Consider the following 23162-nt stretch of genomic DNA (forward strand, 5'->3'; position numbering starts at 1 on the left):
GCAGGTTTAAGGCGGACCTGTGAAGATCCGCCTCGCCCCTTGCGTCTGGTACCGATCAGTCCATGAACTGTTCGTTACCGACCATACCGATCTTGTTCAGGCCAAGCCGCTGAGCGGACGCCAGAACAGCCGCCACATACTTGTACTTAACCAACCGGTTCGGATGCAGATGAACCTCCGGCTGCGGCTCTTGCGCAGCCTTCTGGGTCATCCGCTGCTCCATCTCATCGCGACCGCTCAGAACGGCGCCGTTCCAGTACACCGTGCCATCGAAGTCGACTTCGATGGTGATGACCTCCGGCTCGACCACGTTCTCACGCGGCGGGGGCGGACCCGCCGGCATGTCCAGCTTGACCGCGTGGGTCTGCACCGGAATGGTGATGATCAGCATGACCAGCAACACCAGCATCACGTCGATGAGCGGCGTGGTGTTCATCTCCGGGGTTACGGCACCATCCTCGGCGCCCGGTCCCACACTCATGCCCATGGGGGCCTCCTATCCTTCATTCCCGTCGGGGGGAAGGCTGACCATCAACGAGTGATGTTCAGCGCCCCGGCAGGAGGCTCGGTGATAAAGCCGATCTTGAGGATGCCAGCCCGCTGGCAGGTCACGACGACCTTGCCAACGAACTCGTACCGCCCTTCCTTGTCACCACGGATGTGGATCTCAGGCTGCGGAACCAGCACCGCCACTTCCTTCATACGCTCGAACAGTGCGTTGTAATCCGGGAGCTGAGTGGCATTCCAATAGATGTTGCCGTCCGGATCGACACCGATCGTCACGTTTTCCGGCTTGGTCACAGTCACCACGTTCACTTCCGAAGGAAGCTTCACGGGGATGGTCTGGATAGCCACCGGAATGGTCAGCAGGAAGATGATCAGCAGAACGAGCATCACGTCCACCAGCGGTGTCGTATTAATCTCCGACACTACTGAATCTTCGCCTTCATTGGCGCCGACGCTCATCCCCATGATTAAGCGCTCCGAACGGTCTTGGCCTTCTGGCCGGCGATCAGCAGGGCGTGCAGATCGGAGGAGAAGTTGCGCAGACGGTCCATGACCAGCTTGTTGCGGCGCGTCAGCCAGTTATAGGCCAGCACGGCGGGCACGGCGACCAGCAGACCGATGGCGGTCATGATCAGTGCTTCACCGACGGGACCGGCGACCTTGTCGATCGAGGCCTGACCCGACAGACCGATATTCACCAGCGCGTTCAGAATGCCCCACACCGTACCGAACAGACCGATGAAGGGAGCGGTCGAGCCCACGGAAGCCAGGAAGGCCAAGCCGCCCTGCAGACGGGAATTCACGCTGTCGACCGAACGCTGCAGGGACATCGTCACCCACTCGTGCAGATCGATATGGTCGGTCAGGGCGCCGTCATGATGCTCGGTGGCACGCAGGCCATCTTCCACGACGCCGCGGAAAGCCGAATTGTCCTTCAGGCGGGTGGCACCTTCGGTCACCGAACCGGCCGTCCAGAAGTTCTTCTCGGCGGCGGTCGCCTGGGCCATCAGGCGGGACTGCTCGATCAGCTTGACGATCAGGATGTACCAGGTGCCGGCCGACATGATGACCATCAGCACCAGGGTGCTCTTGGCCACGAAGTCACCGTGGGACACGATGGCCTGCAGACCATAGGGGTTCACGGGCGCCTCGGCGGGGGCGGCAGCGGCGTCAGCAGCCGGGGCCTCGGCGGCCGGGGCCGGGGTCGTGGCGGCGTCCGGAGCCGGGGTCATAGCGGCGTCCGGAGCCGGGGTCGTGGCGGCCGGGGCCGGCTCGGCCGGGGTCGTGGACTGGGCGAAGACCGGGGCCGACAGCGTGGCGGCAACGGCGGCGGCGGCGGCAAGGCGGCTGATGCCCGCCAGGGTGAACAGCTTGTTCATCGTAGCTCTGCTTTCAGACTTACGTGTTTCGATTAAGAGTCGATGCGCTGATGATCAGCGCGCATCTTCGAGGCGGAAGGTGAGCGGGACCATGCTCGGGATCCAGGCACCCTGGGGCTGGCCATTGACGGTCGGCGGTTCGCACTTCCACCGGCCGCGTTTGGCTTCCTTCATCCAGGCATTATCCAGGCGCTCAAAGCCGCTCGACTTCTCGATCTTGGCATCGGAAATACGGCCATCGGCGTTGCAGTACAAGCGCATGACGGTCGTGCCGGCTTCTTCAAGGCGGATCGACTGAGCCGGATATTCGGGCCGGTTTTTCCCGATGCTCTTGCCATCGATCTTGCCACCCGTAGGCGGTGCCGGCGGAACAGCAGCCACCTGACGCGGCGGCGGCTGGACAGTCGGCGGACGTTCAGAGGTCGCCGTCGTGATCGCAGAAGGTGCCGGGGGAGGCTGGGCGATCTGGATCTCGGGCGGCGGAATGAACGGCGGCGGCGGCGTTTCGAACTTGGGCGGCGGCGGCGGCGGCGGCGTATCCTCGGGCGGGGGTGCGATTTCCTCGATGATTTCCGTCTTGATCGGATCAGTGATCACCTGGACCACCGACCGGGCCAAGCCGGTCATCAACGCGTAAATCACCCCGACATGCAGGAGAACAACTACCGCGACGCCAACCAACCGTCCTGAACTCTGCGGCTGTTGCCGCCGATAAGACGATTGCGACAGGTTGGACATCGGTCGGTCACTCGATCCACAGGGGGATGGGGTTTCCGCCATAGCACACATTAAAGAGCGTGACACCCGCCGGTCTTGGTTAAAGCCGGCTTTTTTGGTGGCTGCCCCTGCTGTGGGCCATGGGCCGGGCCCCTGGCGATACTCCCTTTCCAAAATGGAACGGAGGCATCGCCAGGGACATCGGCTTTCGGAGGCGAAGACTTGGCCCTGACCCCTGTCGGGGCATCGGCCCAAGCCGTTTTGGGATTGGCAGAAAGCGCATCGGACAGGCGAGCCTAAGCCGTGCCCGACCGCCCAAGGTTACCCAGCGGAGGCCGGCGGGCCGGTCGGGCACCGCCCGGCCTCCCGATGGCGCCCTTCCGGCGTCAGGCCGATGTGAAGGGCGCGCGCCACGTCGCTGCCGCGCAGGGGCAGCGCGTAGAACAGGGCGATGGCCACGACCAGCAGGGTCGGCAGGCTGACGGGATCGTCGCCGCCGGCTTCCCGGTTACGTTTGCCATGGCCGACAGGGCGCGACATCGTGGCCGCCATCTCGACACCGCGATCGGGCGTCTGACTGGCGGGCAGCGCATGCCCCGTCAGAAAATTCAGGGAGGGCAACAGGGGGAGATTGAGGGATGCAGAACGCTCGCTCCGGAGCAGCAAGCCGCCCTGGACCGTCATGACCAAGAACAGAAGAGCGAGGAGCCCATAGGCCCATCCGCGCATCATTCGTGTGTCGCCTCCACCAATCGGCCCAGGGCCGAAACCGGAAGCGACACTCTCACAGCGATGCGGTCAACACAATGCCCTAAAGCGGGATTCCCCCACTATTCTGACCGCGATTGTGTGTAACGAGCGATAAGCGGGGCATAAGCGGACAGATCGTAACCGGCGGATGCCGCCGTGCGCAATATTGCGTCGCCGTCCAGCTTTCCGGCTTTCGCTTCTGCGAGCGCCCACAGAATCGTGCAGCGCGTACCGGACCGGCAATGGGCCAGTACAGGCCCCGGCACACTGGCCAGGGCGGGACCGAAATCAGCCGACACCTGGTCCAGGGTGGGGCCCGTCGCCGGCATATAGATATAAGTGATGCCCAGATCCTGGGCGATGCGCGCCGCCTCGGCGGAGGGGAGCTGTCCGGGCTCCTCCCCGTCGGGACGGTTGTTGATGATGGTCCGGAAACCCGCTTGGTGCGCGTCGCGGATATCCTGTTCCGTCACCTGCGGCGAGACCGACAGACCATCGACCAGAGGATGTACATCCAAAGCCATGACGACCCCGCGCAAAGGTATGAAAGCGAGCTACAAATGACCGACCGATAAGGGCGAATTTGTGGCGACAGCGCTATCCCGTTGGTGGAGACCGGGAAAGAGACGCCGCTTTCTTTCGCACTTGCGATGTATAAATAGGCAGACTCTGTTGCGCCGCAACAATCACTGCTGCAACCCAGCCCGGCCCTTCCCGTCGGACATGGCTCCTATCTGGGGATCAGCCGGCGATGCGCAAGGGGGTGGTCGCCTGGTCGACAATGCCGCGGGCGCGCCGGCGGACAGTGACCAGCAGGTCCAGCATGCGCTGGCGCTGGTCGGGCGTCAGGTCGCGCAGCAACTGGTCATTGATGCCCTGGCGGCGGGGCTGCAGGCGGCGCAGCACTTCCAGCCCTTCAGGCGTGACACGCAGCAGCTTGCGGCGGCGGTCCTGCGGGTCGTCCTGCTGGCTGATCAGCCCCTTGCGAATCAGCTCCGTGACGGTGGCGGAGATATGCGGCCGGGACAGGCCGCGGGCGGCTGCGATCTCCGACGAGAAGATGCCGTCATGGGTGCGCGCGCCATCCTGAAAATTGGCGTCGCCGGCAACATTCATCAGGACGGTCCATTGCGGGGCGGTCAGGCCGGCGTCGGCCAGCATGTCCTCGCACTGATGGGCGATGATATTGGCCAGGTCCATCAGATTGAGGGCGATGGCGTCTTCGGCACGGAAGCGGCAGAGGCTGTTCGGCATGGCGTTTGGTCCGGTCTATGGGTCAATGGATGCTGCATCCTGACCGCCCGACCGGCAACGCGCATTGACACGGATCAATTAAATGTTCCGCCATCCAATCATATTGCCGGCATCGGCAGAAGATCAGCCGACGCCCCGTTCGAACCAACCCGCCGTCAGCGCCCGGTTGCTGGAGACATCATCGGGGAAGTCCATCTCGCCCCATTCCAGACCCTGGATGGACACCGTGCCCACTGTGCCGTCCGCCTTGGCGATGGTGTCGATGACCGACAGGTACCAGCGGCGCAGCCCTTCCGGCGTGCGCAGCGTGCGCTCCACCTCGTCGGCGAAACGGCGCCCGCCTTCTTCCGTGAAGCACAGGAAGCCGATGCTCTCCCCGTTCACAATCTCCAGCGGCAGGGTCTTGCCGATCTGCCGCAGCATGCCGTCGGCATCGATGCGCACCTTCATGTCGTCGGCGTCATAGCCGTCCTTGGCATCAATGGTGACGGTGATCGGCGTCGTGGACCGGGTCAACAGGCGCCGGGCGATCTCCGGCTCGAACAGCGTGTCGCCGTTCAGGATCAGGAAGGCGCCGTTCATCTCCGCCCGCGCCACCCAGCAACTGGCCGTATTGTCGGCCAGCGCATAGAACGGATTATAGAGGGTGCGCGTCGTGATGCCCGGCACATCCATACTGGCCAGCGCCTCCTCCACCCGGTCGGCGCGGAAGCCCGTGACCACCACAGCCTCCGTCACGCCGGCCTTGGCCAGGCCGCGGATCTGCCATTCCAGCAGGGAGCGGCCCGACAGGTCGATCAGGCATTTCGGCCGGTCTTCTGTCAGGGGCATCAGACGCTTGCCCTGGCCGGCACTCAGGATGATGGCTTTCACTTTCGGCAGGCTCCAGAGGGGACGCCGGTGTCACCCCGGCCTTTTCATCAAACTGCCGCGGCCTTTGCCGCGATTGGAAAAATGCCGCGGACATTGCCGCGAATGGGCGGCGATGACAAGCGGCTTCGTGGGACCATCCTTCCTGGGCCCCGCCTCAATCCTCCGCCCATTTGCGGATCAGGTTGGACAGGCATTTGGAAAGCAGGTCGAACTCGGCCGTCTTGCCATCGCGGTTGAAGATCCCCTGCCGCGCCGTATCCAGGTCGAACAGCATTTCGCGTTCGGACGCATCGCGGATGAAGGACCGGATCCACCCTACCGCCACCAGCCGCTGGCCCTCAGTGACCGGCGTCACCCGGTGCAGGGTCGTGGACGGGTAGAACAGCCCCGCCCCCGCCGGCAGCTTGAACCCCACATCGCCGGCCGACGTCTCCATCACCAGCTCCCCACCCGCATAGGTATCGGGGTCCGCCAGGAAAAGCGTGAAGGACACGTCCGTGCGCACCCCACCCATCAGGGCATCATCGACATGGCTGCCGTAATTCTGGCCATGCGCCGCGCGGGCGAACAGGATGGGGCCGAAGCGCCGGGGCCGTGTCGCCATGGCCGCCACCGGATGGCGGCGCACCGCCGCCTCCACCAGTGCGCGCAGGTCCCCATGGGCGGGATCGTCGCCGCGCAGCTGCTCATTATCCTTGACCAGCCGCGCATGCCAGCCGGCGGTGGCGGCCCCCGGCTGGAACCGCCCGCCGCCCAGCCGCTCCACCATCGACGCCACCTCGTCGGGGCTCAGCACATTGGCAATGGGCAGGATCATTTGCCGACACTCCCGTCGATCATCCGAATGATTTTAAATGCGAATGACTTGCATTCCTGATGTCATCATGGCACGGTCGCCGCCCGCATCACCATATTTTCCATGCATGGGAGCCTTGGGTCCATGATCAAGCTTCAAACCCGCCTCTGGATCGGCGTCGGCCTGTCGGTGCTGGCCAGCAGTGCCGCAATGGCGGAAACCGTAGCCTGGCAGCAGCCCGGCGCCATTCCCACCCAGGTCGCCCAGGGGGGCGAAGGCGGTGAAGGAGGCGAAGGGGGAGAGGGCGGTGAAGGCGGTGAAGGCGGGGTGTCGGCGGAAGATGCCGCCAAGGACCCGGTCGCCTATATCTCCGCCCTGGACGTGACCGCCGCACACTATCATGCCGGTCTGGCCGCCTATAAGGAAGGCAAGCACCAGGCGGCGGGCGAGATGTTCGCCCACCCGATCTCCGAGATTTATGTGGACCTGGAACCGGTCTTCACCGCCCAGGGCGCCAAGCCGTTCCAGGACGAGATGGGCAAGGCATCAGAACTGGCGCTGGCCAACGGAGCAGTGCCGCAGGTGGAAAAGGCCGTCAAGGCAGTGCTGACGGCCCTGGAGGCCACCGCCGCCAAGGCCCCGAAAAGCAGTGCCAGTGCCAAAGAGGTGCAGGCCAGGCTGCTGGCCGGGATGATCGAACGCGCCGCCCGGCAGTACCGTTCCGCCAGCGCCAGTTCGGAATTCGAACCCTATCTGGACGGCTATGGCTTCGCCATCACCGCCAAGATCCGGTCCGAGGCGCTGGTCAAGGCCGGTGTGCCGCTGCCGGCCGAGGTACAGGCCGCCATCGATCTGCTGCTGAAGGCCTATCCCACCGCCCTGCGCCCCGCCACCCTGCCCGTAGCGCTCGACGCCCTGTCGGTGCAGGCGTCCAAGGCGCAGCTGGCCTTGTCGCGCGTGCGGTAACTCACCCCTTGCGGGGCGCCCTGGCCAACAGGGCGTCCACCAACGCTGGCGGCAGCACGCCCAGCAGCCAGGACACGGCATAGGTGGCGAACGGAAAGGCCACCCGTCCCCGGCCCGCCGCCAGCCCTTCCCGGATGATGCGGGCCGCCTTGTCGGCCGCCATCAGGAAGGGCATGGCGAATTTGTTCACCGCCGTCATGCGGCTGGTGATGAAACCAGGGCAGATGACGCTGACCGTCACCCCATGACGGGACAGGTCACCGCGCAGCGCCTCGCCATAGACACGCACCGCCGCCTTGGACCCGCAATAGGCGGCCGCCCCCGCCATCCCCCGGAAACTGGCCAGCGACGACATCAGGGCGATCTGGCCCCGCTTGCGCGCCACCATGGCGGGGATCAGCGGGTGGATGGAATTCAGCACCCCGTCCAGGTTGGTGGCGAAGATGGCGCGCGCCTGCGCTTCAGTCTCGATCCCGCCGCCGGTACCGGCGGAGATGCCGGCATTGGCAATGACCAGATCGATGGGCACTTCCGCGTCCCGCGCCGTGATCCAGGCCGCCAGCCCGTCGCGGTCGGTGACGTCGATGGTCGCCGCCACCACGTCCGCCCCCTGCCCCCGGCAGCGGGCGGCGACATCGGCCAGCCGGCCCTCATCCCGACCCGTCAGCAGCAGCCGCACGCCCTTGGCGGCATATGAAAGTGCCAGTGCCTCCCCGATGCCGCTGGAGGCGCCCGTGATGAATATGCCGCGCGGGTCACGCATGATGGGGCCTTGTCCGGTGGAAACCTTGTTGCCGGGCCGGCGGAGCGATATAAACCGCCCCTTGTGCCACCCCAATGATCGAGCCTGATGTGACGCAAAATCCGTCCGCCCGCAAGACCGCCGCCCCGCCCAAGGGTGCTGTCATCTCCATGACCGGCTTTGCCCGCGCCGATGGGGCGAACGAGCGGGCGCAATGGGTGGTGGAGGCGCGCAGCGTCAACGGCAAGGGCCGCGACCTGCGCTGCCGCCTGCCGGCCGGGCTGGACGGGGTGGAACCGGCCATCCGCACCGCCGTGGAGGCCCGTCTGACGCGCGGCAACGTCAATGTCGCCATCAACCTGACCCGGCTGGAGACCAGCGGCGCCCTGCGCATCAACCGTGACCTTCTGGCCCAAGTGCTGGACCTGGCGCGGGAGATCGGGGGACCAGATGCCCCGCCACCCGCCATCGACACGTTGCTGTCGGTACGCGGCGTCATCGACAGCGCCGAACCGCGCGAGACGGAGGAGGACCGCCTGGCCCTGGAGCAGGCCGTGGCCGCCACCGTCACCATCGCCATTGACCGGCTGGTTGAGGCCCGCACCGGCGAGGGTACGCATCTGGCCGCCGTGCTGCTGGACCATCTCGGCCAGATCGAGCGGCTGACCAATGCCGCCGCATCCACCTCCTCGCTACAGCCCGACGCCCTGCGCAACAAGCTGCGCGCCCAGATCCAGGCCCTGCTGGACGCCGTGCCGCCCGTGGCGGAGGAACGGCTGGCGCAGGAGGCGGCGCTGCTGATCACCAAGGCCGATGTGCGCGAGGAGCTGGACCGGCTGCGCGCCCATATCTCCCAGGCCCGCACCATGCTGCGCGATGGCGGGGCCGTCGGTCGCCGGCTGGATTTCCTGTGCCAGGAATTCAACCGTGAGGCCAATACCATCTGCTCCAAATCGGCCGACGTGGAACTGACCCGTATCGGCATGGACCTGAAGGCTGTGATCGAACAGTTCCGCGAACAGGTCCAGAATATCGAATGACCGGGGCGCTCGCCCCTTCCCCCTTCCATCTCCCTTCTCTCTGGCAGTCACTCCCCATGTCCATGATCCATCGCCGCGGCCTGATGCTGGTCCTCTCCTCCCCCTCGGGTGCCGGCAAGTCCACCATCTCGCGTGAATTGCTGAACCGCGATAACGCGCTGTCCATGTCGGTGTCGCTGACCACCCGCGCCATGCGGCCCGGCGAGATCGAGGGCACCCATTATTATTTCGTGGACCATGACGAGTTCGAGGCGCGGGTGCAGCGCAAGGAGCTGCTGGAGCATGCGCATGTCTTCGGCAACCGCTACGGCACGCCGCGCGGGCCGGTGGAGGATGCGATGCGCGCCGGCCGCGACGTGCTGTTCGATATCGACTGGCAAGGCACACAGCAACTGTCCGACAGCGCGGGCACCGATCTGGTCCGCGTTTTCATCCTGCCGCCCAGTGCGGCGGAACTGGAACGCCGCCTGACCACCCGCGCCCAGGACAGCGCAGAGGTGATCGCCCACCGCATGTCCAAGGCCAATGACGAGATGAGCCACTGGTCGGAATATGATTATGTCATCGTGAATAATGATGTGCAGGAATCGGTGGCCGCCGTGGAGGTCATCCTGAAGGCCGAACGCCTGAAGCGCCGCCGCCAGGTCGGCCTGGCGGATTTCGTGCGCTCCCTGCAGGTGGGTAAGGGGAACTGAAGTTCCCATTTTTCTCTCCCGTCATCCCGGTGACAAGCCGGGATGACGATTTGATGTAATTTACAGTGGTGATCCACCCATGGCCCCCAACAATCCTGCCCTCGTCGCCCTGGCCGGCGCCTCCGTGCATCTGGGCTCGACCACCCTGTTCGAGGGGATCGACGTCTCCGTGGCGCGGGGGGAGAAGATCGCGCTGGTCGGCCGTAACGGGTCGGGCAAATCCACCTTGCTGAAATGCCTGGCCGGGGAGATCGACATCGATACCGGGGAGCGTTTCGTGCAGCCCGGTGCCCGCGTCGCCTATCTGGCGCAGGAGCCGGATTTCAGCGGCTTTCCCACCGTCGCCGCGTTCGTGGCGGGCGGACAGCAGGAGCCGATGCAGTACCGGGTGGATGCGGTGCTGGAGGCGCTGGACCTGCCCGGCGACCGCGCCTGCACCACGCTGTCGGGCGGTGAATCCCGCCGTGCCGCCCTGGCCCGCGCCCTGGTCGACGAACCCGACGTGCTGCTGCTGGACGAGCCGACCAACCATCTGGACATCCCCACCATCCTCTGGCTGGAAAAGGAGTTGCAGCAGTTCCGGGGTGCGCTACTGCTGATCTCCCACGACCGGGCCTTCCTGCAGAACCTGTCCAAGCGCATCCTGTGGCTGGATCGCGGCGTCCTGCGCACCACCGAGCGCCCGTTTGCCGAGTTCGAGACGTGGCGCGACGAGGTGTTCAAGGAGGAGGAAGCCAATTTCCACAAGCTGGACCGCAAGATCGCGGCCGAGCTGAAATGGATGTGGGAGGGGGGCATTTCCGGCCGCCGCACCCGCAATATGGGCCGTGTCCGCCGTTTGCAGGACATGCGCCAGGAACGCACCGACCGCATCAAGTCCCGCCAGGTGAATTTCGCCGTGGCGGAGGGCGATGCGTCGGGCAAGCTGGTGGCCGAGGCCGAGAATATCTCCAAAAGCTTCCAGGGCGCGGAGGGGGAGCGGGTGATCTGCCGCGACTTCTCCACCCGCATCCTGCGGGGCGACAAGGTCGGCCTGATCGGGCCGAACGGGGCCGGCAAGTCCACCATCCTGAAGATGCTGATGGGGGAGATCGCGCCCGACAGCGGCACCATCCGCCTGGGCACCAACCTGCAGACCATCGTCTTCGATCAGCGCCGGGCGCAGCTGAACCCCAATGACACGCTGAAACAGGTGCTGCTGCCCGAAGGCGGGGACAATATCTGGGTCGGCGGCAAGCCGCGCCATATTTCCAGCTATCTGAAGGATTTCCTGTTCGACCCGTCAATGATGGAACAGCCCGTGCGCGCCCTGTCGGGGGGCGAGCGCAACCGCCTGCTGCTGGCCAAGCTGTTCGCCCAGCCCAGCAACCTGATGGTGCTGGACGAGCCGACCAATGATCTGGACATGGATACGCTGGACCTGCTGGAAGAGGTGCTGGCCGATTATGACGGCACCCTGCTGCTGGTCAGCCACGACCGCGACTTCCTGGACCGGCTGGTGACCAGCACCATCGCGGTCGAGGGCGATGGCGACGTGTCGGAATATCCCGGCGGCTACAGCGATTACCTGATCCAGCGCAAGGCGGATGCCGCCGAGACCAAGGTTGCGGCAAAGGCCGCCGCCCCGGTCGCCACCGTCGCCAAGGCCAAGAAGAAGCTCTCCTTCAAGGAGAACCGGGAGCTGGAAGAACTGCCCGGCAAGATGGAAACGCTGGAAAAGAAGATCGCCCAACTGAACGCCAAGATGGGCGACGGCGCCTTCTACACCAAGGACCCCAAGGGTTTCGCCAAGGCCACCGAGGACCTGAGCAAAGCGCAGGGCGACCTGTCGGCGGCGGAAGAGCGCTGGCTGGAGCTGGAGGCGCTGCGGGAGGAGTTGGAGGGGTGAAGGTTCGTTCCGCGGCAAAGGCCCTTTTTCTTCGTCATCCCGGCGAAAGCCGGGACCCAGGGGCCACAGGGGCAAACCGATACGCTGCTTGGATCAAAGCGGCTGAAAGGTCGGGCGATTTGCCCCTGGGTCCCGGCTTTCGCCGGGATGACGAAGAACGGCAAAGGAATGTCGCTGATCACCCCACGCCCACCAATTCCGCCAGCGCCACGACGCGGCGCGCCGTCTCCACATGCAGCGCCTCGATCAACTTGCCATCGACCAGGGTGATACCCTTGCCCGCCGCCACCGCCTCGGCATGGGCGGCGATGATGCGCCGGGCGCGGGTGACTTCTTCGACCGACGGCGCAAACGCCGTGTTGGCGGCGTCCAACTGCTTGGGATGGATCAGGGTCTTGCCGTCGAAGCCCAGTTCGCGACCCTGGCGGCAGGACGCCGCCAGCCCCTCGTCATCGTCCAGATCGACATGCACCCCGTCCAGCGCCGTCAGGCCATAGGCGCGGGCGGCGAGCATGCACAGGCCCAGGCTGGTGACCATGGGCAGGCGGTCGCGGGTGGCCAGCGCGTTCAGATCCTTGGTCAGGTCGGACGTGCCCATCACCAGGCATTCCAGGCGCGGACTGGCCCCGGCGATCTCCCCCGCCGCCAGCATGGCACGCGGCGTCTCCATCATCACCCACAGGCGCAGACTGTCCGGTGCCCCGGCCGCGCGCAGCACCCGGTCGGCCTGACGCACGCCCTCGGCACTGTCCACCTTGCAGATCAGCACCCCATCGGCCCCCGACAGGGCGGCGGCGGTCAGGTCGGCATGGCCCCAGGGCGTGTCCAGGCCGTTGACCCGGATCACCAGTTCCCGGCTGCCATACCCGCCCTCATGCACGGCGTTCAGCACCTGGGCGCGGGCCTGTTCCTTGGCATCGGGCGCCACCGCGTCCTCCAGATCCAGGATCAGGACATCGGCCGCCAGGGTGCGGGCCTTGTCCAGCGCCCGGGCATTGGCGCCGGGCAAGTAAAGGGCGGAGCGGCGGGGGCGGAGCGTCATGATACGGGTTCCCATTCGTCAAGCCGGCGCCACCCTACAAGAGAGGGGGCGGCACCGGCAACGAAACGGGATGGGTCACCGCCAGATATTGGTGCGCCCGCCGGCACAGCGATAACGCCAGGGCTCATTCTCCCACCAGATCGTGCCTTCCACGCTGTCCCCGGCGAAGCGGCTGCGGCCACGGCCGTAGCGGTCGATGAAGGCGCGTTCCACCTGGCTCTGGCAGGAATTCAGCGGCCGGTCCGTGACACGCGCGTCATAGCCATGGGAGCTGCCACCACCGCCGCCATTCCAGACAATGCCGTCATCATAACGTTGCGGGGGCGGCGGCGGGCCGGGGGTCCAGCCCCACTGGTCGCGGTCGCGGTCCCGGTCATCCCGCCCGCCGATCTCGCGCAGGGACGTGACGCCGCCGCGCAGGTTCTTCACCTCAGCCACGTCGGACACGCGGGCCCCGGCGGTCAGCGTGCGGCAATGGTCGTACTTCTTGTCCTTGCAAATCTCCCAGGTGCCGGAATTCACCACCAGCGACCGGGTGCGGTCATTCCAGGGCGGCAGCTTGTCCAGGTGATCGATATTGCCGCGGATGGTGATGCGGTCGCCCCGGAAATAGGGTTGCGAATAAAGCGTCACCGATCCCGCATGGGCGGCACCGGCACTGCCCATCACCAGCATCGCGGCCAGGGCGGCCTTCCAGCGCTTCATCACCATTCCGGCGCCCGTTCTTCTCCGCGGCGCCGCTCCTTCATTGAGGCCGGAAAATCCCGACCCTGGCCATTATCATCCAACCGCTTTATGGCGGGCCAAGGGCGTCACCACGGCGGGATTTCGATGCGTGGCCGCTATTGAGGCTCGACAGTGGTCCAGCAACGGGCCAGTCTGCGCCGGGTTCGGATCGGAAAGGATCAAGTGATTGATCATGCGTGGAATGACACGGCGCTGTGTCCTGGCGGCGGGTGCCGCCCTTCCCCTCCTGCCCCTTCCCGCCGCCCTGGCCCAGGGCAAGCCCGTGCCCGATATCGGCCTGGGGCCGGAAGTGGACACACTCGACCCGCACCGTTCCACCACCATCATCGCCGGCCAGCTGTTCATCGAGCTGTGGGAAGGGCTGACCACCTTCGCCGCCGATGGCACCATCATCCCCGGCGTGGCGGAACGGTGGCAGACCAGTACCGATGGCCTGACCTGGACCTTCCATCTGCGCGGCGATGCCAGATGGTCGGACGGCAGTGCGGTGACGGCGGATGATTTCGTCTTCGCCTGGCGCCGCGCCGTGACGCCGGCCACCCTTCTGGGCCTGCCGGAATGGGTGGCCCCCATCAGGAACGCCCTGCCCATATTGCAGGCCGACAAATCCCCCGAAAGTCTGGGGGTGGCGGCGGTGGATGCCCGCACGCTGAAGGTCACGCTGGAACATCCCAAACCCGACCTGACCGTCTATACCGCCTATTGGGTACTGTCGCCCCTGCACCGTGCGTCCATCGCCCAGCATGGCGACGCCTTCGTGCAGCCGGGCAAGCTGATCGGCAATGGGGCGTTCCAGCTCTCCTCCGCCGTCCCGCAGAGCCATTACGCCCTGACCGCCAACCCACATTACCACGGTGCCAAATCCGTCGCGGTGGCCGGCGTGAATTATCACGTGACGGAGGATCTGCAGACCGAACTGAAGCGCTTCCGCGCCGGCGAACTGCTAGCCACCAAGGAGGTGCCGCCCACCCAGCTGGAATGGGCCCGCGCCAATCTGGCCGACAGTTTGCGCCTAGCCTATCGCGCCAGCACCTTCTTCCTGATCCCCAACCTGACCAAGGCACCCTGGAAGGACAATCCCGACCTGGCCGTGGCGCTCTCCATGGCCATCGACCGCAAGACCATCGTGGAGAGGATCACCAAGGGCGGCGAGTTGCCGGCCTTCGCCATGACGCCGGAAGGTCTGGCCGGCTACACCCCGCCCAAGCCCGACTGGGCCGACTTAGGTTCGGCGGAGCGCATCGCCAAGGCCAGGGCCCTGTTCGCCAAGGCCGGCTATGGCCCGGACAAGCCGCTGTCTCTGGAACTGCTCTACAACACCAACGAGCTGAACCGGCAGGTCGCCGTCGCCGTGGCCGCCATGTGGCAACAGGTGCTGGGCGTGAAGACCACCCTGTCCAACCAGGAATTCAAGATCGTGGTCAGCCGGATGAAGGAACATTCCTATCCGGACATCGTGCGCATCACCTGGGCCGTAGGGCTGGTCACCGAATACCTGAACCTGCTGCGCTCGCGCGCCAACACGGTGGGCCCAGGTTACATCAACCCGGCCTTCGATCAGGCCATGGACGCGGTGGACCAGGCTTTGACGCTGGAGGATTTTCGGGCAAAGCTGGCCGTGGCGGAGAAGATCGCCATGGCCGACATGCCGATGATCCCGGTGATGCGCCAGTCCAGCCGCCGGCTGGTATCACCGACGCTGAAGGGCTGGGTCGACAACCCGCTGGATTTGCATTCGGCGCGGTATCTGTCGGTGGGGTGAGGGAAAGGACCGGGACGCGATGTACAAGCTGGGCACGCTGAAGGATGGCGAATGGATCGCGCATGACCATCCCGCGACCTTCGAGATGCAGCCGCAGCGCATTGTCGCCGGGACCGCCCGTGATGGCGGGGCGGTGTTCCGGGCATTGACCGGCCTGCTGCCCCCGCCCTGCTTCCTGCTCTATATCCTGCACACGCCCCGCGGCGAAGCGGAGCCGGGAAGGTACCAGAGCCCGGCGCTGGAACGGCCGGAACTGGATACCTTCCTGGATCGGTTCGGGCATTTCCTGTCGGCCGATAGCCGGCACGATGTTTGGATGCATTCCCCGACCGACAACGCCACCATCGTCTGGGACCGGCACAATCTGATCTTCGCCTATGGCCCGCTGGACCGGTTCGCGACAACCTTGCGGGATATGGGTTTCACCGAAGGCCGCCCAAAGATCCCGGCTCCGCATGAGCATCATTATCGCGCCGAGTTCGACACTGACGCGATGGCACTTCATGCCGCCATGGACTGGTCGATGTCACCGCTCCAACCAGAGGACGAGCAGTAAAGAAATGGGGGAGGAACCATCGGCCCCTCCCCCGCCTTCACTCACGCCTCGCTGGCCCGCTTCTCGCCCTCGATGGCGGCCTGTGCGGCGGCTAGGCGGGCGATCGGCACGCGGTAGGGGGAGCAGGATACGTAATCCAGCCCCACCTTTTCGCAGAAATAGACCGATGACGGGTCGCCGCCATGCTCGCCGCAGATGCCCAGCTTGATGTCGGGGCGGGTCTTGCGGCCGCGCTCGGCGGCGATCTGCACCAGTTCGCCAACGCCCTCGGTATCCAGGGTCACGAACGGGTCATGCTCCAGGATGCCGGCCCGCTGATAATCGGGCAGGAAGGCGCCGGCATCGTCGCGGCTGATGCCGAAGGTGGTCTGGGTCAGGTCGTTGGTGCCGAAGCTGAAGAAGCCGGCCGTCTCCGCGATCTTGCCGGCCTGCAAGGCGGCGCGCGGCAGCTCGATCATTGTGCCGACCAGGTAATCCACCTTGTGCCCCGTGGCCGTGGCCACCTCGCCGCCCACGCGGTCGATCACGGCCTTCAGGATGTCCAGCTCCTTCTTGACGCCGACCAGCGGGATCATGATCTCCGGGATCACCGTCTCGCCCGTCTCCTTGAACACCTCGACCGCGGCCTCGAAGATCGAGCGGGCCTGCATCTCGTAGATTTCCGGGTACGAGATGCCCAGGCGGCAACCGCGATGGCCCAGCATCGGGTTGGCCTCATGCAGCTGCACCGACCGGTGCTGCACCTTGCCCAGGTCGGTGCCGGCGGCCTTGGCCACCTCCGCCATCTCCGCTTCCGAATTGGGCAGGAATTCGTGCAGCGGCGGGTCCAGCAGGCGGATCGTGACGGGCAGGCCCTTCATGATCTTGAACAGTTCGACAAAGTCCTTGCGCTGCATCGGCGCGATCTTGGCCAGGGCCGCGCGGCGCCCGGCCTCGGTATCGGCCAGGATCATCTCGCGCACGGCAATGATGCGGTCGGCATCGAAGAACATGTGCTCCGTCCGGCACAGGCCGATGCCCTCCGCCCCGAACTTGCGCGCCGTGCGGGCGTCCAGCGGGGTTTCGGCGTTGGTGCGCACCTTCATGCGGCGATGGGCGTCGGCCCAGCCCATCAGCTCGGCAAAATCCCCCGACAATTCCGGCTGGATGGTCGGCACCTCCCCCAGCATCACCTCACCCGTCGACCCATCGATGGTGATGATGTCGCCGGCCCGCACCTCGACATTGCGCACCGTGATGGTGCCGCGCTTGTAATCGATGCGCAGTTCACCGGCACCGGCCACGCAGGACCGGCCCATGCCGCGCGCCACGACGGCCGCGTGGCTGGTCATGCCGCCGCGGGTGGTCAGAATGCCCTTGGCCGCGTGCATGCCATGGATATCCTCCGGGCTGGTCTCCACCCGGCACAGGATGACATTGTCACCCAAGGCCGCCTGCTTCTCCGCCTCTTCCGCCGTGAACACCACCTTGCCGCTGGCGGCACCGGGGCTGGCCGGCAGGCCCTTGGCGATGATCTGCTTATGCGCCTTGGGGTCCAGGGTCGGGTGCAGCAGCTGGTCCAGCGACTTGGGCTCGATCCGCAGGATGCCTTCCTTCTGCGTGATCAAACCTTCACGTACCATATCGACCGCGATCTTCAGGGCTGCCGGGGCCGTGCGCTTGCCGGACCGGGTCTGCAGCATATACAGCTTGGATTGCTGCACCGTGAACTCGATATCCTGCATGTCGCGGTAATGGCGCTCCAGCTTCAGGCGCACGGCGTTCAGCTGCTGGAACACTTCCGGCATGCTTTCTTCCATGGCGGGCAGGTCGGAACCGTTGGCGATCTTGCCGGCGATGGTCAGGTGCTGCGGCGTGCGGATGCCGGCCACCACATCCTCGCCCTGGGCGTTGATCAGGTACTCGCCATAGAACGCATCCTCGCCCGTGGACGGGTTGCGGGTGAAGGCGACGCCGGTGGCGCAATCCTCACCCATATTGCCGAACACCATGGCCTGGATATTCACCGCCGTGCCCCATTCGGCCGGGATGTCATGCAGCTTGCGATAGGTGATGGCGCGGGCATTCATCCACGACCCGAACACCGCACCGATGGCGCCCCAGAGCTGTTCCTGCGGGTCCTGCGGGAAGGGGCGGCCCAGCTCCTGCTCCACCACATCCTTGTACCCCTTGATCACCGCCTGCCAGTCCTCGGCCTTCAGCTCGGTATCCAGGTTCAGGCCATGGTCGCGCTTATGGTCCTCCAGCACCTCCTCGAAATGGTGATGGTCCACATCCAGCACGACATTGCCGAACATCTGGATGAAGCGGCGATAACTGTCATAGGCAAAGCGGGCATCACCCGACCGGCGAGCCAGACCCGCCACCGTCACGTCGTTCAGGCCCAGGTTCAGCACCGTGTCCATCATGCCCGGCATCGACGCGCGGGCACCCGACCGGACGGAAACCAGCAGCGGGTTCTCCGCATCACCGAACTTCATGCCGACGATGCGCTCGATCTCCGCCAGGGCGGCACCGACCTCGGTGCGCAGCGTGTCGGGATACTGGCGACCATTGGCATAAAAATAGGTGCAGACCTCCGTCGTGACCGTAAAGCCAGGGGGCACCGGCAGGCCGAGATTGCTCATCTCCGCCAGGTTGGCGCCCTTGCCGCCCAGGAGGTTCTTCATCTCCGCGCGGCCTTCGGCCTTGCCTTCACCGAAGCTGTAGACCCACTTCGTCATGATCTTGGTCCCGTTTTATGATGGGGTTGGTCTGGTGGTGACGCTGTGAAACACCATGCAACAGACTTGAGGGGGTTGTTGCATGGAATACGGGCCGGGTGATGGGCCCGATGGGGGGATTTGGGGGAATGCCGTGCCACGCGAAACCCTTTATCGCCTCCCCGGCGAAGGCCGGGGCCCAGGATCACGGGCACGATGGAAGGGTTTGCGGCGCCAAAATGCGGCTGAACGGTCGGGCCCCTGGCCCCTGGGTCCCGGCTTTCGCCGGGAAGGCGGAAAGGAGGCGCGCCAGCGCAAACGGCGTGGCGCGTGGGGACGGCACCGCCCACCACTACCAAACTACCGCACCGCAACATGCATAGCGTAATTCCACTACCTCCACCGCCGCACCGCGCCCGCCGTGGCGGGCGGGGGGTGCAACGGGGATGGTTCATGGCTCAGCCTTCGATCTTCGAGAAGTCGGCGATCAGGTTCAGCGTCGCGCGGATCTGGCTCAACAGGCGCAGGCGGTTGGCGCGGACCGGCGCGTCGGGCGCATTCACCGTGACCTTGTCGAAGAAGGCATCGACCGGGGCGCGCAGCGCCGCGAAGGCCGCCATGGCACCGGTGAAATCCTCCGCCGCGATCAACGGGGCCGCGTGGCTGTGCGCGGCGACCAGGGCATCGGCCAGGGCCTTCTCCTCATCCTGACTCAGCAGCGAAGCATCGACGGCACCGTCATGCGGGCCGTCCTTCTTCTCCTCGATGCGCAGGATATTGCTGGCCCGCTTGGCGGCGGCCAGCAGGTTGGCACCGTCATCGGTGGCCAGGAAACCCGACAGCGCCTCGACGCGGGCCAGCAGGCGGACGAAATCATCTTCGCCACCCAGCGCCAGGATGGCGTCGATCAGGTCGTGACGGACACCCTTTTCCTTCAGGGAGACCTTCAGGCGGTCGTGGAAGAAGGAGAGGAGGTCGGCGGCAAATGGTTCTACAACCTCGATATATCTGCGCTGTTCATCTGTAAGATCAGAGGCACCGACTGCCTTGCCCATAGAGAACAGCTCGAAATATCGGTCATAATCAATTTCAGGATGCTGTTTAGCCAATGTATCATAAGCAACTGCAATCATGGACTTAAGGCTAAGCCTAAGCTTGTTTTCCGTGATAAGCCGAATGATACCCAATGCAGCGCGACGCAGCGCGAAGGGATCACGACTTCCTGTCGGCCGTTCATTGATCGCAAAAAAACGAACAAGAGTGTCAAGCTTATCAGCAAGCGCAACTGCTACTGCAACCGGCTCCGCGTCTCGTTGAGGGCATGCGCTAGAAGGACCAAGGGGTTGATAATGAAGTGCTATGGCACGCCAGACGGCAGGGTTTTCACCGTGCTTCGCCGCGACATAGCTTCCCATGATGCCTTGTACCTCAGGGAATTCGCCCACGACACCAGTCACCAGGTCCGCCTTCGCGAGCCTCGCCGCCCGCTGTGTCAGATAAATATCCGACGCGCTGTAACCGAGTACCTTTGCAAACTCTTGGGCAATTAGCTCAATACGCTCGACCCGCTGAGCCACAGTCCCGATATCGGCATGAAATGTAATCTGCTCCAGAACGGGCAGACGGTCTTCAAGTTTGACCTTAAGATCTTGATCCCAGAAGAACTTGGCATCCGACAGACGAGCACGCAATACTCGCTCGTTGCCCGCTATAACAGCCGCGCCACCATCAATGGTATTGCGGTTAGCTACGACTACAAAACGCGGAGCCAACGTGCGATCAACGGGATTCTCCAGCGCAAAGTAACGCTGATGCGTGCGCATCGACGTGGTCAGCACCTCCGCCGGCACATCCATGAACTTGTCATCGATGGCGCCGGTCAGCACCACGGGCCATTCGACCAGCCCCGCCACTTCTTCCAGCAGACCCGGATCGTCCTTCAGGACGTAACCCTCATCCTTCGCCGCCTTCTCCGCGCCCGTCAGGATCAGGCGCTTGCGGAACTCGCGGTCCAGGACGACATGGGCCTTCAGCAGCTTGTCCTTGTAATCGGCGAAGCCGGTGACGGCGATGGGGCCGGGCGACAGGAAGCGATGGCCCTGGGTCTCCCCGCCATAGGGGACGAAGCCGGCACCCAGGTCGAGCGAGCCCTGCACCACGGCCCCGTCGAACAGGGCGATGATCGAATGCAGCGGCCGGACCCAGCGGAAATCATTGCTGCCCCAGCGCATGGATTTGGGCCAGGGCAGTTCCTTGATGGCGGCGTCGATGATGCCGGGCAGGGCATCGACGGTGGCGCCCCCCTTCTTCTCGATCACCGCGAAATAGAACACACCCTTGCCGGTGTCGCGCTGTTCGGCCTGATCGATGCCGGACAGACCGGCGGATTTCAGGAACCCGCCCAGCGCCTGCTCGGGCGACCCGACGCGCGGGCCCTTCTTCTCTTCCCGCACATCGGCCTGGGCGGTGGGCATTCCGTCGACCACCAGGGCCAGACGACGCGGCGTGGAATGGGCCTCGGCACGGTCGAACGTGATGCCCGCGGCCGACAGCTTGTCCGTCACCAGACGCTTGAAATCATCCGCCGCACGGACCTGCATCCGTGCCGGGATTTCTTCCATGAACAGTTCGATCAGCAGTTCGGCCATGTCGGTCACAAGCGTCCGGTGTTTATTGTTCTGATAACGGAATGATCAGCTTCAGGCGGCCTTGGCCTTGCGGTAGCCATCGTCCAGCCATGCCTCGCAACAGGCCTTGGCAAGCGTGCGGACCCGCAGGATATAGCTCTGCCGTTCCACCACCGAAATGACCCCGCGTGCATCCAGCAGATTGAACAGGTGGCTGGCCTTGATGCACTGGTCATAGGCCGGCAGGGCCAGCCCGCGGGACAGCAATGCTGCACATTCCTTCTCCGCGTTCTGGAAATGCTGAAGCAGCATGGCCGTATCCGCGAATTCGAAATTATGGGCCGAATATTCCTGTTCGGCGCGGTGGAACACCTCGCCATATTTCACGGCCGGACGGTCGCCGACCGGATCGTTGAAGCGCAGGTCATAGACATTTTCCACGCCCTGGATATACATGGCCAGCCGTTCCAGCCCATAGGTCAGTTCCGACGCGATGGGGCTGCATTCGATGCCGCCCACCTGCTGGAAATAGGTGAACTGCGTCACCTCCATCCCGTCGCACCACACCTCCCAGCCCAGGCCCCAGGCACCCAGCGTCGGGCTTTCCCAGTCATCCTCGACAAAGCGGATATCGTGCAGGGCGGGATCGATGCCCAGCGCCACCAGGGACTGCAGATACAGGTCCTGGATGTTGGAAGGCGACGGCTTCATGATCACCTGGAACTGGTAATAATGCTGCAGCCGGTTGGGGTTTTCGCCATAGCGGCCATCCTTGGGACGGCGCGACGGCTGCACATAGGCGGCGTTCCAACTGTCGGGACCCAGCGCGCGCAAGGTAGTGGCCGGATGGAACGTACCCGCACCCACTTCCATGTCGTACGGCTGCAGCACAAGGCAGCCCTGGGCCGCCCAGAAATTCTGCAGGGTCAGGATAACGCCCTGGAAGGAGAGGGGTTCTTTCGCCGCCATGGTCCGTTGACTTCACACCAAGTTACAGTGCGATGCACCTTAGTGGGCGCCAAAGGCCAAATCAAGGCAGCCGCCTGACTATGTTCCGTGCGGGGAACGCAGGGCTGGCGATATGTTTATTTCGCGGGGCGTCACCCACCCTTTCCCGTGATCCCGGCGAAAGCCGGGACCCAGGAGCCAGGCGCCCGACCTATCGGCAGTGTTGATTGACGCCGCGTATAGGCTTGATCCTGTGGCCCCTGGGTCCCGGCTTTCGCCGGGATCACGGGAAAAATGCGTCGAACACCGCCCGCACTTGGCCTTTACGCCGCAAAAGTCTATTCCTGTCATTGAGATTACCCCGGAATGAACATGGCTACCGACGCCCTGCCCCGCACCCGCCTCTATATCGACCAGCCGCTTGCCGAAGGTGGGGTGGCGGCGCTGGATGGCGACCGGGCGCATTATCTGCGCGCCGTGCTGCGCCAGGGGCCGGGCGACCAGGTCCTGGCCTTCAACGGCCGCGACGGCGAATATCTGGCCAGCATCGAGACATTGACCAAATCCGCAGGATCCCTGCGCCTGGAACAGCAGACGCGGGTGCCCGTCACCGACGCGCCGCCGGCCCCCTGGCTGGTCTTCGCGCCGCTGAAGGGCGGGCGCACCGAATATGTGGTGGAAAAGGCGGTGGAGCTGGGCGTGGGCCGTCTGGTCCCCGTCTTCACCCGCCGCGGCGACGTGGCCCGCGTCAACCTGGATCGGCTGCGCGCCAACGCCGTGGAAGCCGCCGAACAGTGCGAACGGCTGGACGCGCCGGAGATCGCCGAGGGCATCGACCTGCACAAGCTTCTCGCCGCCTGGGACCCCAACCGCACCCTGTTCGTGGCGGCGGAGAGCGGGACGGCCCAACCCCTGGTGACCGCCGTCACAGCGGCGGCAGGGACGCCCGTCGCATTCCTTGTGGGTCCGGAGGGGGGATTTGACCGACAAGAACTTGACGCCCTGCGCCGCCTGCCCTTTGTGGTAAGCGTTGGCCTGGGACCGCGCGTGCTGCGCGCCGATACGGCCGCCTTCTCCGCCCTTGCCGTCTGGCAGGCGGCCGGGGGCGACTGGCGGCGCGGTGACGGCGATGCGCGGCCGCCGAACCGTCTTTAGGTCCTTTTCCGCCCCG

The 23162-nt window shown here is 65.1% G+C and carries 22 protein-coding genes; 7 read left to right on the plus strand and 15 right to left on the minus strand.

What is annotated here, in order from left to right; genetic code table 11:
• Positions 1-55: 55 nt before the first annotated feature.
• The 9 genes from AC1Q7F_RS16255 to AC1Q7F_RS16295 form a co-directional block, all read right to left on the minus strand.
• On the minus strand, positions 56-487 hold the full coding sequence (locus AC1Q7F_RS16255; protein WP_492508670.1) for an ExbD/TolR family protein: 432 nt from the start codon (positions 485-487) through the stop codon (positions 56-58).
• 44 nt (positions 488-531) lie between these two features.
• Entirely contained in the window at positions 532-972 is a 441-nt protein-coding gene (locus tag AC1Q7F_RS16260; protein ID WP_492508672.1) for an ExbD/TolR family protein, read from the minus strand.
• 2 nt (positions 973-974) lie between these two features.
• Entirely contained in the window at positions 975-1886 is a 912-nt protein-coding gene (locus AC1Q7F_RS16265) for a MotA/TolQ/ExbB proton channel family protein (RefSeq protein ID WP_492508674.1), read from the minus strand.
• Positions 1887-1940: 54 nt separating this feature from the next.
• A complete protein-coding gene (locus AC1Q7F_RS16270; protein WP_492508676.1) occupies positions 1941-2624 on the minus strand; it encodes an energy transducer TonB in 684 nt (227 codons plus the stop codon).
• A 300-nt stretch (positions 2625-2924) separates the two neighbouring features.
• The gene (locus AC1Q7F_RS16275; RefSeq protein ID WP_492508678.1) at positions 2925-3143 is read right to left on the minus strand and encodes a hypothetical protein; all 219 of its coding nucleotides are present in this window, start codon (positions 3141-3143) and stop codon (positions 2925-2927) included.
• Positions 3144-3433: 290 nt separating this feature from the next.
• Entirely contained in the window at positions 3434-3877 is a 444-nt protein-coding gene (locus AC1Q7F_RS16280) for a protein tyrosine phosphatase family protein (protein ID WP_492508680.1), read from the minus strand.
• A gap of 217 nt (positions 3878-4094) precedes the next feature.
• Positions 4095-4607, minus strand: a complete 513-nt coding sequence (locus AC1Q7F_RS16285) for a MarR family winged helix-turn-helix transcriptional regulator (RefSeq protein ID WP_492508682.1) — start codon at positions 4605-4607, stop codon at positions 4095-4097.
• Positions 4608-4730: 123 nt separating this feature from the next.
• A complete protein-coding gene (locus AC1Q7F_RS16290) occupies positions 4731-5480 on the minus strand; it encodes a phosphocholine cytidylyltransferase family protein (RefSeq protein ID WP_492508684.1) in 750 nt (249 codons plus the stop codon).
• Between the two features lie 154 nt (positions 5481-5634).
• Positions 5635-6297, minus strand: coding sequence for a Fe2+-dependent dioxygenase (locus AC1Q7F_RS16295; RefSeq protein ID WP_492508686.1), 663 nt, complete (start codon positions 6295-6297; stop codon positions 5635-5637).
• Positions 6298-6420: 123 nt separating this feature from the next.
• Here AC1Q7F_RS16295 and AC1Q7F_RS16300 point away from each other — a divergent pair, with 123 nt between their 5' ends.
• Positions 6421-7242, plus strand: coding sequence for a hypothetical protein (locus AC1Q7F_RS16300; RefSeq protein ID WP_492508688.1), 822 nt, complete (start codon positions 6421-6423; stop codon positions 7240-7242).
• Position 7243: 1 nt separating this feature from the next.
• Here the strand turns inward: AC1Q7F_RS16300 and AC1Q7F_RS16305 are convergent, their stop codons facing one another.
• Positions 7244-8005 carry an SDR family NAD(P)-dependent oxidoreductase gene (locus tag AC1Q7F_RS16305; protein ID WP_492508691.1) on the minus strand — a complete coding sequence of 254 codons (762 nt, stop codon included), beginning with the start codon at positions 8003-8005 and terminating at the stop codon, positions 7244-7246.
• Positions 8006-8079: 74 nt separating this feature from the next.
• Between AC1Q7F_RS16305 and AC1Q7F_RS16310 the strand changes: the two genes are divergently transcribed.
• From AC1Q7F_RS16310 to AC1Q7F_RS16320, 3 genes are all read left to right on the plus strand, one after another.
• Positions 8080-9024 carry a YicC/YloC family endoribonuclease gene (locus AC1Q7F_RS16310; RefSeq protein ID WP_492508693.1) on the plus strand — a complete coding sequence of 315 codons (945 nt, stop codon included), beginning with the start codon at positions 8080-8082 and terminating at the stop codon, positions 9022-9024.
• Between the two features lie 56 nt (positions 9025-9080).
• A complete protein-coding gene (gene gmk / locus AC1Q7F_RS16315; RefSeq protein ID WP_492508695.1) occupies positions 9081-9719 on the plus strand; it encodes a guanylate kinase in 639 nt (212 codons plus the stop codon).
• Positions 9720-9798: 79 nt separating this feature from the next.
• Positions 9799-11607, plus strand: a complete 1809-nt coding sequence (locus AC1Q7F_RS16320; RefSeq protein ID WP_492508697.1) for an ABC-F family ATP-binding cassette domain-containing protein — start codon at positions 9799-9801, stop codon at positions 11605-11607.
• Between the two features lie 178 nt (positions 11608-11785).
• On the opposite strand, the gene AC1Q7F_RS16325 is transcribed toward AC1Q7F_RS16320, so the two are convergent.
• Together AC1Q7F_RS16325 and AC1Q7F_RS16330 are read right to left on the minus strand one after the other, a co-directional pair.
• On the minus strand, positions 11786-12649 hold the full coding sequence (locus AC1Q7F_RS16325; protein ID WP_492508699.1) for an HpcH/HpaI aldolase/citrate lyase family protein: 864 nt from the start codon (positions 12647-12649) through the stop codon (positions 11786-11788).
• A gap of 75 nt (positions 12650-12724) precedes the next feature.
• Positions 12725-13354 carry a beta/gamma crystallin-related protein gene (locus AC1Q7F_RS16330; RefSeq protein ID WP_492508701.1) on the minus strand — a complete coding sequence of 210 codons (630 nt, stop codon included), beginning with the start codon at positions 13352-13354 and terminating at the stop codon, positions 12725-12727.
• A 214-nt stretch (positions 13355-13568) separates the two neighbouring features.
• Here AC1Q7F_RS16330 and AC1Q7F_RS16335 point away from each other — a divergent pair, with 214 nt between their 5' ends.
• Positions 13569-15158, plus strand: coding sequence for a peptide ABC transporter substrate-binding protein (locus tag AC1Q7F_RS16335; protein WP_492508703.1), 1590 nt, complete (start codon positions 13569-13571; stop codon positions 15156-15158).
• A 19-nt stretch (positions 15159-15177) separates the two neighbouring features.
• Positions 15178-15714: a hypothetical protein gene (locus AC1Q7F_RS16340; protein WP_492508705.1), complete on the plus strand. Its 537-nt coding sequence runs from the start codon at positions 15178-15180 to the stop codon at positions 15712-15714.
• A gap of 41 nt (positions 15715-15755) precedes the next feature.
• On the opposite strand, the gene ppdK is transcribed toward AC1Q7F_RS16340, so the two are convergent.
• The 3 genes from ppdK to AC1Q7F_RS16355 form a co-directional block, all read right to left on the minus strand.
• Positions 15756-18437: a pyruvate, phosphate dikinase gene (gene ppdK / locus AC1Q7F_RS16345; RefSeq protein WP_492508707.1), complete on the minus strand. Its 2682-nt coding sequence runs from the start codon at positions 18435-18437 to the stop codon at positions 15756-15758.
• A gap of 437 nt (positions 18438-18874) precedes the next feature.
• A complete protein-coding gene (gene glyS, locus AC1Q7F_RS16350; RefSeq protein WP_492508709.1) occupies positions 18875-21064 on the minus strand; it encodes a glycine--tRNA ligase subunit beta in 2190 nt (729 codons plus the stop codon).
• 51 nt (positions 21065-21115) lie between these two features.
• Positions 21116-22012, minus strand: a complete 897-nt coding sequence (locus AC1Q7F_RS16355; RefSeq protein ID WP_492508711.1) for a glycine--tRNA ligase subunit alpha — start codon at positions 22010-22012, stop codon at positions 21116-21118.
• A 351-nt stretch (positions 22013-22363) separates the two neighbouring features.
• Here AC1Q7F_RS16355 and AC1Q7F_RS16360 point away from each other — a divergent pair, with 351 nt between their 5' ends.
• A complete protein-coding gene (locus tag AC1Q7F_RS16360) occupies positions 22364-23146 on the plus strand; it encodes a 16S rRNA (uracil(1498)-N(3))-methyltransferase (protein ID WP_492508713.1) in 783 nt (260 codons plus the stop codon).
• Positions 23147-23162 lie beyond the last annotated feature (16 nt).

This window comes from Niveispirillum sp. GW835-FHT14G11 (genome assembly GCF_058793615.1).

Excerpts from the sequence above, each read along its gene's own strand:
- AC1Q7F_RS16255 (WP_492508670.1), bottom strand. The coding sequence starts at position 487 with ATGGGCATGAGTGTGGGACCGGGCGCCGAGGATGGTGCCGTAACCCCG.
- AC1Q7F_RS16260 (WP_492508672.1), bottom strand. The coding sequence starts at position 972 with ATGGGGATGAGCGTCGGCGCCAATGAAGGCGAAGATTCAGTAGTGTCG.
- AC1Q7F_RS16265 (WP_492508674.1), bottom strand. The coding sequence starts at position 1,886 with ATGAACAAGCTGTTCACCCTGGCGGGCATCAGCCGCCTTGCCGCCGCC.
- AC1Q7F_RS16270 (WP_492508676.1), bottom strand. The coding sequence starts at position 2,624 with ATGTCCAACCTGTCGCAATCGTCTTATCGGCGGCAACAGCCGCAGAGT.
- AC1Q7F_RS16275 (WP_492508678.1), bottom strand. The coding sequence starts at position 3,143 with ATGTCGCGCCCTGTCGGCCATGGCAAACGTAACCGGGAAGCCGGCGGC.
- AC1Q7F_RS16280 (WP_492508680.1), bottom strand. The coding sequence starts at position 3,877 with ATGGCTTTGGATGTACATCCTCTGGTCGATGGTCTGTCGGTCTCGCCG.
- AC1Q7F_RS16285 (WP_492508682.1), bottom strand. The coding sequence starts at position 4,607 with ATGCCGAACAGCCTCTGCCGCTTCCGTGCCGAAGACGCCATCGCCCTC.
- AC1Q7F_RS16295 (WP_492508686.1), bottom strand. The coding sequence starts at position 6,297 with ATGATCCTGCCCATTGCCAATGTGCTGAGCCCCGACGAGGTGGCGTCG.
- AC1Q7F_RS16300 (WP_492508688.1), top strand. The coding sequence starts at position 6,421 with ATGATCAAGCTTCAAACCCGCCTCTGGATCGGCGTCGGCCTGTCGGTG.
- AC1Q7F_RS16305 (WP_492508691.1), bottom strand. The coding sequence starts at position 8,005 with ATGCGTGACCCGCGCGGCATATTCATCACGGGCGCCTCCAGCGGCATC.
- AC1Q7F_RS16310 (WP_492508693.1), top strand. The coding sequence starts at position 8,080 with ATGATCGAGCCTGATGTGACGCAAAATCCGTCCGCCCGCAAGACCGCC.
- gmk (WP_492508695.1), top strand. The coding sequence starts at position 9,081 with ATGTCCATGATCCATCGCCGCGGCCTGATGCTGGTCCTCTCCTCCCCC.
- AC1Q7F_RS16320 (WP_492508697.1), top strand. The coding sequence starts at position 9,799 with ATGGCCCCCAACAATCCTGCCCTCGTCGCCCTGGCCGGCGCCTCCGTG.
- AC1Q7F_RS16325 (WP_492508699.1), bottom strand. The coding sequence starts at position 12,649 with ATGACGCTCCGCCCCCGCCGCTCCGCCCTTTACTTGCCCGGCGCCAAT.
- AC1Q7F_RS16330 (WP_492508701.1), bottom strand. The coding sequence starts at position 13,354 with ATGAAGCGCTGGAAGGCCGCCCTGGCCGCGATGCTGGTGATGGGCAGT.
- AC1Q7F_RS16335 (WP_492508703.1), top strand. The coding sequence starts at position 13,569 with ATGCGTGGAATGACACGGCGCTGTGTCCTGGCGGCGGGTGCCGCCCTT.
- AC1Q7F_RS16340 (WP_492508705.1), top strand. The coding sequence starts at position 15,178 with ATGTACAAGCTGGGCACGCTGAAGGATGGCGAATGGATCGCGCATGAC.
- ppdK (WP_492508707.1), bottom strand. The coding sequence starts at position 18,437 with ATGACGAAGTGGGTCTACAGCTTCGGTGAAGGCAAGGCCGAAGGCCGC.
- glyS (WP_492508709.1), bottom strand. The coding sequence starts at position 21,064 with ATGGCCGAACTGCTGATCGAACTGTTCATGGAAGAAATCCCGGCACGG.
- AC1Q7F_RS16355 (WP_492508711.1), bottom strand. The coding sequence starts at position 22,012 with ATGGCGGCGAAAGAACCCCTCTCCTTCCAGGGCGTTATCCTGACCCTG.
- AC1Q7F_RS16360 (WP_492508713.1), top strand. The coding sequence starts at position 22,364 with ATGGCTACCGACGCCCTGCCCCGCACCCGCCTCTATATCGACCAGCCG.